Below are 14,615 nucleotides of genomic sequence, written 5' to 3' on the forward strand. Positions count from 1 at the left end.
AATGTATATGGACATAAACGTTTAATTTTATTGTGGTATATTTTCTGAATAGAGTAATCTTCAATTATTCTATCAAAGGTTCGGACTTTTCTTCCGAATTCAGCCAGGCTGTGACATCTTTAGATAGTAGGCGCTCAATATCCAAAATCGGAAGGATATTATCCTCGAGTTTGATTATTTGTGAGATTGTTCCGAAATACACTATGGCTGGCACAGCTTCAAGCGAATTGGTTTCAATGATTTCGATGACATCATCAACATAGAGGCCCAGGCACGCGTTACCATGATCCAGGATAATTATCCGCGGTTCCCCGCCGGTTCTTTCCTTGGCATCGACCCCGAATTTGCGGTGCAGGTCAATAATGGTCAAGACTTCGTCCCGTACTTTGGTGATCCCTTTGACATAGTCTGGCGCGCCAAGCAAGTTTCTGATTTCCAAAGGTTTAATGATTTCACGAATATAACATAATGGAATTGCATACTCTTGCTTGCCTAAAGCAAATTGCAGATATTGGCTTAAATCCATATATGGTGTTCCTCCTCTTTCAATACATTAGAAATTTGCTCGTATGATATTTCAGGCAAAGTCCTTATTAATTCATTGACGATCAGGCTGTCCAATTCTCCGTTTTTTGATGCAAATGTAAGGATCTCCAGCGCTTTCTCCTTGCTCATAGCCGGACGGTATGGCCTGTCACTAGTCAGTGCGTCGTAAATGTCGGCAACTGTTAAGATCCGGGTCTCGATGTTGATGGCGTCTCCGCTTATTCCGTCGGGATAACCGCTGCCGTCAAGTTTTTCATGGTGCTGCCGGATAATCCGGTTGACATTGTGGAAGGCCTTTATACTGCTGCAGATCTGTTCCCCGATAACCGGATGCTTTTTCATCAGCGCATACTCCTGATCAGTGAGCTTGCCGTTCTTATTTAAAATATTATCCGGGATGCCGATCTTCCCGATATCATGCAGGATGCTGGCTGTTGTAAGGTCTCTGATCTGCCGGGTGGATAAATTCATATTTTCAGCGATCTTCACCGCATATTGGCTGACCCTCTCCGTGTGCCCCTCGGTATAATGGTCCTTGGCATCAACCGCTTTGGCCAAAGCTAAAAGGATGTTATTGACATTCTTCAGGTCATCTATAGCATGTTTTAAACCTACGATATAACCGATTTTAAGTTTTAACTCCAAGGCGTCAAACGGTTTGACCAAGAAATCGTTGATACCCACTTTTAATGCCCGTGTCCTGTCTTTCTTATCCTTCGACCCGGTCAATACCAAGATCGGCAGGAACCTTCCCTGGTCGCTTTCTCTGATTACTTTGCTGACTTCAAGTCCGGACAATCCCGGCATATTTATATCCAAGATCACAAGATCCGGTTTGGCCTTTTGGATTAAGTCCAATGCATCTATACCGTTTTTCGCTGCAAATACGCTGTAACCCAGTTTAATTAGATGCATTTTCAATGATTTGAGTGAAACCGGGTCATCATCGGCTATAACAATCTTTGACCCTTTTAATGTTGCCTCCATAAATTGAACCCACTTTACCCTTGATTTCGTTTTATTCTGTCATGACGTTTTGAGCCATTCCTCAAGCTTTTTCTTCAGCTGTTCCAGCGATACCGGTTTGCTTAAATAGTCGCTCATGCCAGCGGCTAAACATTTTTTCTCATCCCTTTGCCTCGAGTAGGCCGTCATGGCTATGATCGGAATACTTATCGGCAGGCGAACCCCCAATTTTCGAATCGCCCGCGTGGTTTCAAAGCCGTCCATGCCCGGAAGCTGACAATCCATCAGGATCAAATCAAAAACATGCTCTTTAAATCTTTCAATAGCATCCTGGCCGTTCTCAACAACCATAACGGAGTAACCCAGCTTTTCCAGCTGTAACAGTACCAATTTTTGGTTGACAGGATTGTCTTCAACCAAAAGGATCCGCCATTTGACTTCAGGTTTTTTCTGTAAAATTGGCGTCTTTACGTCATGTTTTTCTAAAGTTTTCAAAGATTTTCTTAATATATTTGCATTTCTTGATTGATTTACATTTACTAATTGATTTTCATTTATATTTTCTGCTGAGGGAGACAAGATGCGACACCGCCGGAGCGGTACCTCAAACCAAAAAGTGGATCCTTTCCCCTCCATGCTGTTCACTCCGATTTCACCGTTCATCATTTCTACTAATCCTTTGGAGATGGATAGCCCCAAACCAGTCCCGCCGTATTTCCGCGTGTTGGAGGTATCCGCCTGGACGAAAGGCTTAAAGATTTCATCCTTTAAATATTCCGGCAGGCCAATTCCGGAATCTTCAACTTCAAAGCGGACGACATCCCGTTTTTTATCAGTGTTTTGCAGCAGGGCGCGGATTCGGATCTTACCTGATTCTGTAAACTTAACGGCATTGCTGCTAAGGTTTAGCAAGATCTGGCCAAGCCGATGGGCATCTCCGACAACGTATTCCGGAACATCCGCTGCAATTATGGTTTCTAAAACCAATCCTTTTTCTTTTGCCTTAATCTGCGTCAGCTTTACTATCAAATCGAGGATCCGATGAATACTGAACTGATCGCTAACGAGCAGAGCCCTGCCTTCCGATATCTTGGCGAAATCAAGGATGTCGTTGATCAGCGACATCAGCAAGTCCGCAGAATTCCTGACATCAGTCAACAGCCCCGACTGCTCCTTGTTGAGCGGTGTATCCAGTAATAGTTCGGTCATACCAAGGATTGCATTCATCGGGGTGCGGATCTCGTGGCTGATATTGTAAAGAAATTGGCTTTTGTCCCGGTCTGCTTTTTCCGCCGCTTCTTTTGCCTGTCGAAGTTTTTCTGCCGATAATTTCTCTTCAGTTACATCCCTGGATACGCAAACGATGTATTCGACATGGCCCTCTGCATCAAGCTTTGGTATTTTTGTGATACATAATGCCCGAAAAGTTCCTTGTGCATCGCGAATCCACTTCTCGGTGGATATTTTTTCCCCGTTCTGAAAGATTCGCTTGTTTTCCTTGACAAATTGATCCGCCAGTTTTTTGGAGAATATTTCATAAAGGCTGTGATATTGGACGTCCTCTTTAGCGACGCCTAAGAACTCCGCATGCGCTTTATTGACTGCCCCATAGTGTTCGGCGTCTTTTAAATACCAGATCTGGGTCTCGATATTTTCTAGTAATGCCGCCTGTTCCTCCGCTTTGATCCTTAAATCCTCACTGGCTTTTCTTCTTTCCAGAGAAGAAGCGAAAATCTCACCCACGACTCGGAGCATCGCCAGCGTATGTTCGGACCAGACGATCTCAGATTTACCGGATTCGAAGCGAATAAACCCGACCAGACGCTTCCTGACGACCATCGGTACGAGTACGGATGCCATTTCTTCGTCGTCCGCTCCCCGAGGGATACGTATATTTTCTTGGCTGATCAGCATATCCATCCACCAAGGCATCTGCTCCAGCGGTATTGCCTGAAAATGTTGCCTTATGGCTTGAACCCCTTCATCATGCCACTCATGGGTGTTGTCGATGATGGAGCCTTTGTTGGATAACTGGAAAACAGAACACCGGTCGACCTTCAGCATCTTGCCGATGATTTCCAAGGACATTGTGATCTCTTGATCGATCTCCATATCTTTTAGATTGATGAAATGCTTGGATAACTCGGTGACGACCGACTCAAGATGCATACGTTTGATTAATTCGGCTTCGATCTCATGGTGCCGCTGACTCACGCTCTCGAGCTGACTGATCATTTGGTTGAAGGATAATGTCAGCTTGGATATCTCGTCATTTCCGCTGTGAGTAACCCGCAAGGACAGGTCATTGCTGTCAATGATCTGGCTGATGGTTTCATTTAAGCGCTGGGCCCGTCTAAGAACCATGAACTTCAGAAACAGCCAGCAAATCAACCAGGTGATCAAGACACTCACGACGACAGAAATAATAAAATAGTTGCCGATCAGGGCGCTCTGCTTAACGATACTCAAGGGGATGTCCATCCGAATTAGTAAGACCGGTTTATCGGATAAATCCTTGAGCAAGGTATACCCGGACAGGATCTGATCATTGTGGCTGAACATATAGACTGGTTTATTCTGGGCGGACTGGGTCTTGAAATAATCCACCGCCCTTTGAAAGTCGTCAGGCAGATTGTCGTAATCGTAAGCATACGTCAGCGTGGATACTCCTGTCAGATTCTCCATACGGATGATCTGGCCGGCATCGAAATATTTTCCGACGATCAGCGTCCCAATCACCTTGTCTGTTTCGCCTGCTTTTGGTATATGCCGGCAAACAATCAACATCTCACGCCCCTCAAGATTGATGATCCCTCTCAGCGAATTATCTGTGCTCTTAATGACAGGTATCTTTTGAGCCAAAGACGTATCGATTCCCTTGGAAAACAGGATCGTGCCATCCGAGCGTTTAAAAATCATAAAATGCAGTTGCAAATTTTCAAAGATCTCTTCGGTGAGATAAGTATGGATGTACTGCGTATTCCGGTCTCGGAGAAATGTAGCGGTATTATCCCTCAAAGCATAATTCGATGCGACCGTATCCAAACTGATGAGATCATCATTGATCACCCCAAAGATCCGGTCCATGGTATTCCGCATATATTCTTTTTCGAGTTCTGCGAAATTGTTTTTGAAGACGATACTTGTCGTCACGACAATAATCAGGCAGGAAATGATAGACGAAACGATGATCAGCAGGAGCGATTTCTTAAAGAGATTCATCTGCGCTGCTCCTCAGTCTCAAAAATGCCCGTTGAAACGCATCTATTTCCTTTTGGAGAAGCTCGATGATCCTTTTGGCCTGATGGATATCATCCTCCGTGATGATTTTTCCTTCTTTAGCCATTTGCTCCAATCGGTTCAATAATATCGCTGCTGCGTCCATTTCAAAGTTGACGACTGCGCTCCGCAGTTTATGGGCTGATTTTGTCAGCGTATCATAATCGCCTTGACGCATGGATTGATTGATATGATTTATTTCTTCAGCAAACAAATTGACCATATCCGAGCTGATCTCCAAGACGACATCTATATCTCCGTTACAGAGATCCATAATATTGATAAAGTAGTTAACCGTATCTGTCATTTCCATAACTCCCTGTAGTAATGGTTTTATTTTAAAATGCATATGTAAATAATATTTGTTAAATTGTAAAGGTTTTGTAAATAAAAAAACGCGGATCATCGCCTGAAGCGATAACCCACGCCGCGTACGGTCTCGATATAATGGCCATTTTGTTCGTTATCCCCGATTTTTTTGCGTATTGCGGATATATGCATGTCGATCGTTCGCGATTCTGTGACATAGAGATCGCTCCATATCTTTGTTAACAGGTCATCCCGGGAAAAGACGATTCCGGCATTCGCCGCAAGAAACAACAAAATTTCGTATTCTTTCATGGTAAGATCGACTATTTTGCCTTCCTTCCGGACTTCCCGCATTTCGGGATTGATTTCCAGCGTACCGAAAACAAGCTGACTGCATGACGCTTCGGCAGAAGGTCTTACGCGTCGCAGGCACGCGTTGATTCGGGCGATAAGTTCGTGCTTGTCAAACGGCTTGGTGATATAATCATCCGCCCCCATCTCCAGGGCAAGCACCGTATCAAGTTTGTCATTGTTGCAAGTTAGGATAAAGATGGGAGTATCGTGATGAACCGGATGCTTCCGGATCTGTTTCAAGAGTTCAAATCCATTGATGTCCGGCAGGTTAAGGTCTAAAATAACCGCGCTTATTTTCGGGTCGGTCAGACAAAAATCGGCTTCCTCGCCGCTTCGCGCTTTGACCACTGAAAAAAAGTAGCTCTCCAGAACATATCCAATCAAATTCAGTGTGACACTATCATCTTCAATGATTAAAATACTTTTTCTGTTACTCATATACCTTACAATATAATACAATTTTAGGTAAAATGCGATATTATTCTCTAAAATTTTGCAGCTTTTTAGCAAATAGAGAATTTATATATTGCCATGCCGTAGAAGATATTTTTAACTGAACATGTTAAACGTCACAACAAGGTAAATACTTCAAAAAATCACCACCACCCGCCAGGTGGTTTTCGTTAGACAATAAAAAAACCGTTCTTTGCGAGAACGGTTTCAGTAATATCATTCTATTTTAGAACAGTCGTGCCATAGCTATAAATATCTGGGGCAAGATAAGACTTCTGATCAAGTACAAGGCTAAAACGGCAAAGAATGGGGAGAAATCCACCATCATGCCGGGTCCGCCCAGCCTGATTTTTCTAAATGGGGCTACTATTGGTTCTGTAATATTATAAATTAAGAGCACAAATTTATTTCTGGGGGATAATGGTATCCAGGAAAGAAAACAGCGGATAATCACAGCCCATTCCAGAATAAGTAAAACTAACATAAGGATCTGGTAAATCCAAGTCAGAATAGAAATTCGTATTACCTCCTCAGTCGCAATCAACCATTAATCTTGGGCCACAAAATTTCCCTTTCCGATGTCGTTGCCTTATAATTGAGCTCGCCGCTGATGTCCACATTGTTTGGAACAAACAGGAATATTCCGTTGCCGACCTTTTGCATGTTTCCGCCTAAAGCATAGGTTGTCCCGCTGATGAAGTCAACAATACGCTGCGACAGATTTGAGTCGGTTCTTTCCAAATTGAGTATGACCGATTTCCGTGCTTTTAAGTGCTCGGCAATACCTTGACATTCTTCAAAGGATACCGGTTCCACGACGATAACGCGAACTTGTTTTTGCGTATGGATACTGACAACCGGTGCTTGTTTCCGTTTAAATGCACTGTCTTTCATTTCTCGGTTAAATGCGTCCGGATCGGGTTCTCTGAGAGCGCTTTCTCTGTAATTGTTGTTCCTGTATTTTTCTGTTCGACTGGAATATCCTTCATCCATTTCCTCAGGTTCAAAATCTTCCTGATCATCGTCCCCGAAGCCCATGATTCCAATGAATTTGTCTAAAATCTTCGCCATTTTCATCCTCCCTGATTAAAATACATCATTTATATTTTGGCAGTCAATTCCTGTGTCCGAAAATGACACTCCCGACTCGGACGATGGTAGCGCCCTCTTCGACGGCCATTTCGTAGTCCTGACTCATCCCCATGGATAAATGGGGCAGGGTATCTCCAGGAAAAATACCCTTTCGCTGTAAATCATCACGAATCTCGCGCAGCTTCCGGAAATATCCCTTTGTTTCTGCCGGCCCGGCATTGAAAGCACCAATCGTCATTAAGCCGTGTACACGGACGTTCGGATATTCCTTCACTACCTTAAGGAAGTCGATGACTTCATCCGTCTCCAAGCCCGCTTTCGCTTCGTCTCTGGCAACATTGACCTGTACCAAGGTGTTCCACTTGATCCGCCGCTTGTCCCCTTCCTCATGGAGTTTTTCCAGAAGAGAGATGCGATCCAGCGAGTGGATCAAGACGATGCTGTCATCAAGATACTTTACCTTATTCGACTGCAGCCGACCGATAATATGCCACGCACATTCTCCGGGAAGCAAAACATGTTTGTCCTGCCATTCCTGAACTTTGTTTTCGCCAAATGCCCGGATTCCTGCTTCATAAGCCTCAATGACCCGGTCAGCCGAGACTGTCTTGGAGACAGCCAGAATTGCCACATCCTCCGGTTTTCGTCCGGATCTTTCAGCTGCGGCGGCTACTCTTTGTTTTACTTCCTCAATGTTTTTTGCAATGCTCATATCCGTCTCCCACCAGCTGTCTGGCATTACCAATTGTATATGTTCTACATTTTCCTTGATTTCCCTGCTTTTTATGCATAAAAACCAGGGAAATATAATATTTCTTTTAAAGAATTAGGATTAATTAGGACTAAAGTACTACGTTTTTATTTTCTCACAAACATTCCCTCGATATCTTTTCGCGGATTAACGACAACTTGGGTTCCCAACGGTAACCCTTCGACGCTGGTCAATGTTGCGTTACTATCCAATACAACCACACTGCGATACCGGATCACACCATCCAGAAGGATATAAACGCCTTTTTCTTCCCCGGTACCCCAAACAGCACTGGTTGGTACGACTAACCCTTTGCTGGATGATTCGAAGCTCCAAATGATCTCCATTACCCGCTGTGCCGTACTTGTGGATATATATTCAGAAAAACGGATAACAGCACCTTTCGGTTCGCTGGAAACCCGCATCACTGTTGCGGTATACTCCTCGTCGTTGATTTTAACTTCGATAAAATCCCCTTTCGCCATGTGATCTTGTTCACCAAGGTAAAGGAACGCCCAACTCGGCAATAAATTATTGACCATTTTCCCAATCGGTGCATTCAGGTATACCGTATCGGTGTTCTCTTGGTTGGCATTGCTTCCACCCTTCGTCTGAGAGTTCTCAGCAGACTGCCCGTTACTTTCCACCTGTGCCACAATACCGCCGAGCTCGAGATTCATCAGATTCTCAGGCGTCACTACCTGTTCCAAACCATCATAGCTAGAAAAAAACAATCCGGAAATGGGAGCGCTGACCGCGTTACCTGAAGATATTGGATCATGCCCTACCCCGGAAGGTACTACGGTTGCTACCGTCTCCCCCCGTTTATATCGCTTGCCGTCTCCCACTGATAAGACAGAACCTTCCACAGGTGATGTCAGTATGACTTCGGTATTAGCAAAAACTGCTTTGATATTTTTCTCATGTGTGACCTCGCCTTCATGAATGCTGGTATAAGTTAGCTTACCAGTTATCCAATTAGACCGGTAATCCCATAAGATCAAGCAAGCCAAAAATATGACAATAAGAATGAAAATATAATTAATCCTTCGTTTTAGCGGTTTTGACATAGATGTATCCTTTTAACTTATAGTTTTTTCTTTTAACTTATAGTTTTTTTGCCTGATTAAGCTATTTCTTCGCAATAAATGCCGCCATCCGGCCTGTGATTCCCTCTCGTCGATAGGAGAAAAAATCCTCTGAGTGACACGATGTACAGAGATAGGCTGTTGTGATATTTTCGGGACGGATACCTTCTTGTGTCAGCAGAATCCTATTGGCGGCAGCAAGATCGAGGGTGTATGTACCCTGTCCGTACTCGGTGAGGACTGTTGGTAGGCTGGATCGGTCATTAATCTCTTCTTTTAACAGCGACACGACATTCTCCCCAACGGTATAACAACAGGGCCCAATACACGGGCCGATTGCTACAAGACACGTGTCAGGGTCTCCTCCTGCCTTCTTTATCGATGTCAGCATTTCGCGGGCGATATGATGAACCGTCCCCCGCCATCCGGCGTGTGCAAGCCCAATTATCCCAGAATTCGGTTCAAAAAAATATAATGGAACGCAATCCGCAAAAAAGCACATCAACGCCGTATTGTCGCAAGTGAGCATCCCATCGCAGCCTGGCAGCGCCGTCTCCATCGTGCTCATCCCAAGTCCTTTAGAGGCTTCGTTAATAAATCGCACCTGCGTACCATGGACTTGTTCCGCTGCCACACAGTCTTCCAGCGAATATCCAAATCCAGAAAGAAATCGTTTTCGATTACCCAGAACATCACCGGGATTATCCCCAACATGAAATGCAAGATTCAAGGAGGCGTAGGGCGGTTTGCTCAGACCCCCGATCCGAGTAGAAAATACCGCTGTGACTCCCTGTTCTTCCCATTCAGGTATTGTCAGGAAATTCTGCTCCGGTGAAACAGTCCGTTGCCATTGCATAATAATCTTCCAATTCCCTATATCGAAATTATGAATACGATAGTTTAATAATTCTACACGTTGTGGCTATGTCCCTGCATTAATAGGCAATATTGATAAGATCTTTGCCGTCTACCAGAATAACATCGACGCCAATTTTTAGTACTTTATCCCAAGGTATAAGGACATCTCCGCCGCGTCCGCCGCTGAAAAATCCTTTTCCTTTATAACCTGTCATAATGACAATACCCTTCACAAGCCCTTTTTCCAGGTCAAGATCAAGATCGATAACCGGTCCCAGACGACGTCCATCTTCAATATTAACAATATCCAGCACACGCAGCTCGGAAACCTTCATAATAGAGCCCCTCCTCTACTTACTATCATATGAGGAGGGGCTTAAATCATGTTATTGGTTGATCTGCAAACTTTCTTTTTTCTGTAAAGCTTCTTGGTTGCCTCAAACGTGTTTGCGCATATACTTTAAGGCAGCCTTTTCCAAACGGGATACCTGGGCTTGAGAAATACCGATTTCCTCAGCAACTTCCATCTGGGTTTTCCCCTGAAAAAACCGGAGCGAAATAATTTTCTTTTCACGCTCGCCCAGCTTGCCCATTCCTTCCCGGATGGCTATCGACTCTAACCAAAGTCTGTCCGATTGTTTATCGTCACCAATTTGGTCCATCACAAAGATGGGATCACCGCCGTCATGATAAATCGGTTCGAACAGCGATACAGGTTCCTGAATAGCGTCTAACGCAAAAATGACATCTTCATGAGATATTTCCAGTTTCTGTGCAATCTCATTGATCGTTGGTTCCCGTGCGCATTCCGAAGCAAGTTTATCCCTGATCTGCAACGCTTTATATGCGATATCCCTCAAAGAACGACTTACCCGGATTGGGTTATTGTCTCTTAAATAGCGCCTTATTTCCCCGATGATCATCGGCACAGCATACGTCGAAAATTTGACATTTTGGCCAAGGTCAAAATTATCGATCGCTTTCATTAGCCCGATACAGCCGACCTGAAACAGGTCGTCAACATGTTCTCCTCTGTTACTGAAGCGCTGAATGACACTCAAGACTAACCGGAGATTCCCTCGGACCAATTGTTCGCGGGCTGATTTATCACCAGCCTGGTATTTCACGAACAGCTCTTTCATCTTGGCCCCACTCAAGACGGGCAGTTTGGATGTATTGACCCCGCAGATCTCGACCTTGTTTAAGACCATGAAAATACCCTCCAGCCGTGGTTAAGTCCCGGATATTCTCTGGAGAGTATTCCCTAAGTGCGCCTAAGTTATTCCAAAAACTTACTCTAAACGGACGAATTCCTTTCTCAGCCTGCGTATGATTCTTTTTTCCAGTCGCGATATGTATGATTGGGAGATACCCAGCCGGTCTGCAACTTCTTTCTGAGTCTTTTCTTCAATGCCCCCCATGCCGAACCGCATTTCCATAATAAGTTTTTCCCGATCAGTCAGACTGCCCATCGCTTGATTGAGTAACTGTTTATCGACCTCCTCTTCAATCGGACGGGAAATGATATCGTTATCTGTTCCTAACACATCGGACAATAGCAGTTCGTTACCGTCCCAATCGATATTTAAGGGTTCGTCAAACGAAACTTCTGTCCGGATCTTATTATTTCGCCTTAAATACATCAGGATCTCATTTTCTATACAGCGAGAAGCATACGTAGCGAGTTTGATTTTCTTGGCGGGATCAAACGTATTAACAGCTTTGATTAACCCGATGGTTCCAATAGAAACGAGGTCTTCAATACCAATTCCGGTATTTTCAAACTTTCGGGAAATATAGACTACCAGTCTCAAGTTACGCTCAATGAGAGTATCTTTTACCGATTGGTCCCCTTGTTCCAGTCTGCTGATCAGATTTTCTTCCTCTTCCAGACGCAGCGGCGGAGGCAGGGCTTCGCTGCTTCCAACATAATATATCTCTTTAATTCGGCCCCATCTTAACCTAATTCGATTGATCAGGGATACCCATTGTCTCTTTATTCGTGAACAAAATGCTTTCAACTGCGCCACTATGCGATCTCCTCCCTACCGTTCGTCTTTTGAATATTTTCCGGATGCAGAAGCGCTTGGTACTTTCCTTCCGTATTTAAACGCTGCTGTACTAATGCTGCCGTCATTGACTGTTCCCAGCACGTATCATGTTGGGTTATTTTCACGGTTCCCAGGCGTATTCCCGGCAGCCAAACCTGACCGTTTATCCCCTTCGCGGCGATAAATACCATCTTGCGGATCACGCTTTCATCACTGTTCCAAATAAAGGGCCATGGGTTTGCTTCATTCCGCCAAGGCAGGTTCAGGAACTGCTGGATTTCTTCAGGCAGTATCTCACTCACAGCCTTTTCTTCCAGAATCATCACCGGCGTATTCGTTAATGGATCCCGAAGTTCATTCCCGGTATCGAGCAGCGCTTTGATGGTGAGTTTTTTGCCGTTTTCCATCATCAATTCCACATCATACAGGACGTTATCCAAATACAGATTTCGCTTTGTAAGCTTCTCCCAGACTCGGTATCCACCGACCAGGAGTATGGCTATGACCGGCAATATCCAGATATCGCAGAGTAAAAGCCCTGTAGTGCTGCCGGTTATACCGATCCAGCCAGCCAGAAGATAATAGATCCCCCCGCTGACGGCAGCTAAAAGACTAAAATAGAGGAGTCCTTTGGCCAGCTCATATATGCTCTTGGTTCTGAATGCCACAGCGACCATCAATATGGGGATCATTATCCTGGATATGGCGATCACTGCGTTCATCTCATAGAGAATAAATACAACCGGCAGTTCGCCGATGAGCACCGCACCAAAAACACTCAGCTTGTAAACTTTTTTTCGAAGCAGATAAGCCGTAAAGTACAACAAAAAAGCATCCATAGCGCCATTGAGGAACAGAATGACATCCAGGTAGTACATACCCGAAGATCCTTTCAGCACAAGCGGTAAAGTGATTCTATTACCACATTATACCCTTGTACCAAGAGAAATCCTGTCGCTTTAAGTGGGCTTGGGATGCGATATTATTGGCTAATGATAGATAGATTTTGGGGATATTGGGCGATAATGACGGAGGCGTCACCTGATCCTTATTTTCTCAGGATGGGAATAGATATTAAACCTGTCTTTTCGGGCAAATCCGATCGTGGCCAGGTTTAATTCCTCAGCGAGTTCAACTGCAAGATCTGTCGGTGCTGCTTTGGAAACAATCAGGGAAATATTCGCTCTGGCAGCCTTGATTACAATTTCCGAGGTAATTCTACCGCTGAAAACAAGATATTTCTCCTTTACATCGACAGACCTTAAAAATGCAGCTCCTATCAATTTATCAATCGTATTGTGCCGTCCGATATCTTCAAACATCAGAACCAACGGCTCATTCTCTATGTTTATGTCACTGAGGGCGGCGTTATGAACTCCCCCGGTACAGCGAAAGACATCTGATCTTTCTTCTAATAGGGTGATGGCTCTCAGTATGTGCTCGCTCCTGAATTGAACATCCGAGGGGACAGCCCTCACTTGTTTGGCGTCACTGATAAAATAAAGTCCTGCTCTTCCCTTGCCGCAGCAGCTGGCGATATTCCGACGCAAAAAACCGCTTGGCAGTGCCGCCGTCTCATCAAGAACAAAGTTTAAAAATCCTTCATCCTCTTGTAGTTCGATGGCGTGAATATCGGAAAGGTTCTGGACAATCCCTTCACTTAGAAGGAATCCAACACCCAGCTCGGCAAGATGATCCGGTGAACATACAATCGTGAGGATCTCCTTGTGATTGATGAATATAGTTAGAGGGAATTCACGGACGATGTCATCCTTCTCTGTAGCAGCAGCATCTTTATATACAACAATCGGTCTTTTTACCGTTAACTTGTCCAAATAGTTACCCCCTGTTTCCCGTCACTTCTTTATTGTAATATCTTAACCTTTCCTAATCAATTATGCAAAGCATAACAGATAGTCAATATTTCCTGCTGAATGTGCTCATACTACCACTATAAAAAGGAGGCGCTGACAATGCATACCATGTGGAAGGGTTCTGTCAGTTTCGGACTCGTCAATATTCCCATCAAAATGTTTGCCGCGACAGAAGAGAAAGATATTCGGTTCCGCTATTTACACAAAGAATGCAATACCCCTCTGAAATATAAAAAAGTGTGTCCAACCTGCAATAAAGAGGTCAAAGAAGAAGACATCGTCAGAGGGTACGAGTATGAAATCGGGCACTTCATTATTATCGACGAAAAGGATCTGCTAGCCTTAAAAGCCGAAGCAGAAGAGAAATCCATCGAGATTCTTGATTTTATCAATCTGGCGGAAATCGATCCTATTTATTACGATAAGTCTTACTATCTGGCACCGCAGGAGACAGGAGGTAAGGCCTATAATCTGTTGCGTCAGGCTATGAACAACACGGGAAAAATCGCCTTGGCCAAAATGACGATCCGCAACAAACAAACCCTCTGTGCCCTGCGCGTCTATCGGAAAGTTCTTGTCCTGGAAACCATATTTTATCCGGATGAGATCCGGCCGGTCAGCGAGATTCCGGGTATTGCAGAAACTGCGGGGATAAATGAAAAGGAACTGGATATTGCTACTCAGTTGATCGCCAATCTCACGGCTGCTTTTGAACCTGACAAATACAAGGATGACTATCGGGAAGCGCTGCGGGATCTGATCAACAAAAAGATTGAGGGAAAAGAAATCGAAGTCGCTCCGGAAGCGCCGCATCGCAACGTCATTGACCTGATGGAAGCTCTCCAGGCCAGTTTGAAAGAAAGCAAAAAGAAACCAACTAAACGCAAAGCCAAAGCAGCCGAAACCGAGACACCGGATCTCCCGCCGGAAGACAATGTTAAAGAATCGCCATCAGCAACGGTAAGAAAAGCAAAATCAACCGCCAGTTAACCGG

Annotated in this window: 16 protein-coding genes; 1 reads left to right on the forward strand and 15 read right to left on the reverse strand. The window is 44.5% G+C overall.

Annotated elements, in window-relative coordinates; translation table 11 throughout:
- Positions 1-64: 64 nt before the first annotated feature.
- The 15 genes from LPY66_RS14585 to fdhD form a co-directional block, all read right to left on the reverse strand.
- A complete protein-coding gene (locus LPY66_RS14585) occupies positions 65-526 on the reverse strand; it encodes a chemotaxis protein CheW (RefSeq protein WP_337984993.1) in 462 nt (153 codons plus the stop codon).
- Positions 517-1,533: an HD domain-containing phosphohydrolase gene (locus LPY66_RS14590; RefSeq protein WP_337984994.1), complete on the reverse strand. Its 1,017-nt coding sequence runs from the start codon at positions 1,531-1,533 to the stop codon at positions 517-519. Before LPY66_RS14590 ends, LPY66_RS14585 begins: the two co-directional genes overlap by 10 nt.
- 39 nt (positions 1,534-1,572) lie before the next feature.
- A complete protein-coding gene (locus tag LPY66_RS14595; RefSeq protein ID WP_337984995.1) occupies positions 1,573-4,734 on the reverse strand; it encodes a response regulator in 3,162 nt (1,053 codons plus the stop codon).
- Complete coding sequence (locus LPY66_RS14600; protein ID WP_337984996.1) at positions 4,721-5,098, reverse strand: Hpt domain-containing protein; 378 nt, start codon at positions 5,096-5,098, stop codon at positions 4,721-4,723. The genes LPY66_RS14595 and LPY66_RS14600 overlap by 14 nt, the downstream gene beginning before the upstream one ends.
- Positions 5,099-5,193: 95 nt before the next feature.
- Positions 5,194-5,892, reverse strand: a complete 699-nt coding sequence (locus LPY66_RS14605) for a response regulator transcription factor (RefSeq protein WP_337984997.1) — start codon at positions 5,890-5,892, stop codon at positions 5,194-5,196.
- A 241-nt stretch (positions 5,893-6,133) separates the two neighbouring features.
- Complete coding sequence (locus LPY66_RS14610; protein ID WP_337984998.1) at positions 6,134-6,391, reverse strand: YggT family protein; 258 nt, start codon at positions 6,389-6,391, stop codon at positions 6,134-6,136.
- A gap of 56 nt (positions 6,392-6,447) precedes the next feature.
- Positions 6,448-6,978, reverse strand: coding sequence for a cell division protein SepF (locus tag LPY66_RS14615; protein WP_337984999.1), 531 nt, complete (start codon positions 6,976-6,978; stop codon positions 6,448-6,450).
- A gap of 43 nt (positions 6,979-7,021) precedes the next feature.
- Positions 7,022-7,711, reverse strand: a complete 690-nt coding sequence (locus tag LPY66_RS14620) for a YggS family pyridoxal phosphate-dependent enzyme (protein ID WP_337985000.1) — start codon at positions 7,709-7,711, stop codon at positions 7,022-7,024.
- Between the two features lie 146 nt (positions 7,712-7,857).
- Positions 7,858-8,820 carry an HlyD family efflux transporter periplasmic adaptor subunit gene (locus LPY66_RS14625; RefSeq protein ID WP_337985001.1) on the reverse strand — a complete coding sequence of 321 codons (963 nt, stop codon included), beginning with the start codon at positions 8,818-8,820 and terminating at the stop codon, positions 7,858-7,860.
- 61 nt (positions 8,821-8,881) lie between these two features.
- Complete coding sequence (gene pgeF / locus LPY66_RS14630; protein ID WP_337985002.1) at positions 8,882-9,694, reverse strand: peptidoglycan editing factor PgeF; 813 nt, start codon at positions 9,692-9,694, stop codon at positions 8,882-8,884.
- 79 nt (positions 9,695-9,773) lie between these two features.
- Positions 9,774-10,031 (reverse strand): YlmC/YmxH family sporulation protein, encoded by a 258-nt coding sequence (locus LPY66_RS14635; RefSeq protein ID WP_337985003.1) that lies wholly within the window; start codon positions 10,029-10,031, stop codon positions 9,774-9,776.
- Between the two features lie 102 nt (positions 10,032-10,133).
- Complete coding sequence (gene sigG, locus LPY66_RS14640) at positions 10,134-10,907, reverse strand: RNA polymerase sporulation sigma factor SigG (protein WP_337985004.1); 774 nt, start codon at positions 10,905-10,907, stop codon at positions 10,134-10,136.
- Positions 10,908-10,988: 81 nt separating this feature from the next.
- The gene (gene sigE, locus LPY66_RS14645) at positions 10,989-11,696 is read right to left on the reverse strand and encodes an RNA polymerase sporulation sigma factor SigE (protein WP_337988098.1); all 708 of its coding nucleotides are present in this window, start codon (positions 11,694-11,696) and stop codon (positions 10,989-10,991) included.
- A 29-nt stretch (positions 11,697-11,725) separates the two neighbouring features.
- On the reverse strand, positions 11,726-12,625 hold the full coding sequence (locus LPY66_RS14650; protein ID WP_337985005.1) for a sigma-E processing peptidase SpoIIGA: 900 nt from the start codon (positions 12,623-12,625) through the stop codon (positions 11,726-11,728).
- A 159-nt stretch (positions 12,626-12,784) separates the two neighbouring features.
- Complete coding sequence (fdhD, locus tag LPY66_RS14655) at positions 12,785-13,582, reverse strand: formate dehydrogenase accessory sulfurtransferase FdhD (RefSeq protein ID WP_337985006.1); 798 nt, start codon at positions 13,580-13,582, stop codon at positions 12,785-12,787.
- 138 nt (positions 13,583-13,720) lie between these two features.
- Here fdhD and ku point away from each other — a divergent pair, with 138 nt between their 5' ends.
- Positions 13,721-14,611: a non-homologous end joining protein Ku gene (ku, locus tag LPY66_RS14660; RefSeq protein ID WP_337985007.1), complete on the forward strand. Its 891-nt coding sequence runs from the start codon at positions 13,721-13,723 to the stop codon at positions 14,609-14,611.
- Positions 14,612-14,615: the final 4 nt, after the last annotated feature.

Source organism: Dehalobacter sp. DCM (genome assembly GCF_024972775.1).
In the GTDB taxonomy this organism is placed as follows: domain Bacteria; phylum Bacillota; class Desulfitobacteriia; order Desulfitobacteriales; family Syntrophobotulaceae; genus Dehalobacter.